This is a genomic window from Methylobacterium sp. D48H (assembly GCF_053345715.1).
In genome coordinates, this window is the sequence record NZ_JBKFAP010000065.1 from 1 (window position 1) to 1,600 (window position 1,600).

Consider the following 1,600-nt stretch of genomic DNA (forward strand, 5'->3'; position numbering starts at 1 on the left):
GGCAGCCGCGGCCGTCGGTGAAGATGGCGACGGCTCGCGTCCATCGAGGAAGCGCCCAGATCCAGAATCGCCGCCGTCACCGCTGCTCGGCTGTTGCGATCTGCTGCTGCCAGCCTCAGCCGAGCTGGAGGGTGCGGTGCTCCGCTCTGGCGCAGTTGCGGCGCCCCCGTTGGCAGCCGCGGCCGTCGGTGAAGATGGCGACGGCTCGCGTCCATCGAGGAAGCGCCCAGATCCAGAATCGCCGCCGTCACCGCTGCTCGGCTGTTGCGATCTGCTGCTGCCAGCCTCAGCCGAGCTGAAAGTATCACTATTGTGATTATTGCTGGCGAATAAGGATAAGAAACTACCTCGAACGGCTGGTGATGCCTCTGTCAAGGAGAGATTGCCAGCCGAGGACCTGACACGGCTCACGGAACCTGAAAAATCTTGCTGAGGTGAGCTGTCGCCTGACGACATTGCAGCCCCTCCGGGTTGGCCACTCTGCGGAGGCTGAGAGCTTACATCTGTGGTCGATCTAACGCCGCTCGATCCAGTTCCGCCGGCCGAGAGCGCAGCCGAACTGGAACTACGCTGGCCGGCGTTTCCGCCTGGAGCCCCGCTCGTACCGGGAGATCCAGCTCCGCCCGTACTGAGAGATCCAGCCCCGCCGGCCGAGCCCGCTCCTGGCGCACCACCAAACGCGGCCGAATCAGAACCTCGTTGGCCGGCCCCGCCGGCCGCGCCCGCTCCTGACGCACCACCAAGAGCCGCTGATCCAGAACTACGCTGGCCGGCGTTTCCGCCTGGAGCCCCGCTCGTACCGGGAGATCCAGCCCCGCCCGTACTGAGAGATCCAGCTCCGCCGGCCGAGCCCGCTCCTGACGCACCACCAAGAGCCGCTGATCCAGAACTACGCTGGCCGGCGTTTCCGCCTGGAGCCCCGCTCGTACCGGGAGATCCAGCCCCGCCCGTACTGAGAGATCCAGCTCCGCCAGCCGAGCCCGCTCCTGGCGCACCACCAAACGCGGCCGAATCAGAACCTCGTTGGCCGGCCCCGCCGGCCGCGCCTGCTCCTGACGCACCACCAAGAGCCGCTGATCCAGAACTACGCTGGCCGGCGTTTCCGCCTGGAGCCCCGCCCGTACCGGGAGATCCAGCTCCGCCGGCCGAGCCCGCTCCTGGCGCACCACCAAGAGCCGCTGATCCAGAACTACGCTGGCCGGCGTTTCCGCCTGGAGCCCCGCTCGTACCGGGAGATCCAGCTCCGCCCGTACCGGGAGATCCAGCTCCGCCGGCTGCGACCGCTCCTGACGCACCTCCAAGAGCCGCTGATCCAGAACTACGCTGGCCGGCGTTTCCGCCTGGAGCCCCGCTCGTACCGGGAGATCCAGCCCCGCCCGTACCGGGAGATCCAGCTCCGCCGGCCGCGCCTGCTCCTGACGCACCACCAAGAGCCGCTGATCCAGAACTACGCTGGCCGGCGTTTCCGCCTGGAGCCCCGCCCGTACCGGGAGATCCAGCTCCGCCGGCCGAGCCCGCTCCTGGCGCACCACCAAGAGCCGCTGATCCAGAACTACGCTGGCCGGCGTTTCCGCCTGGAGCCCCGCTCGTACCGGGAGAT

Annotated in this window: 1 protein-coding gene; it reads right to left on the reverse strand. The window is 68.3% G+C overall.

Annotated elements, in window-relative coordinates; genetic code table 11:
• Window positions 1–497 precede the first annotated feature (497 nt).
• Window positions 498–1,600: hypothetical protein (locus ACLBX8_RS31445; protein WP_447716394.1), on the reverse strand; the 1,103-nt coding region annotated here is incomplete at its 5' end.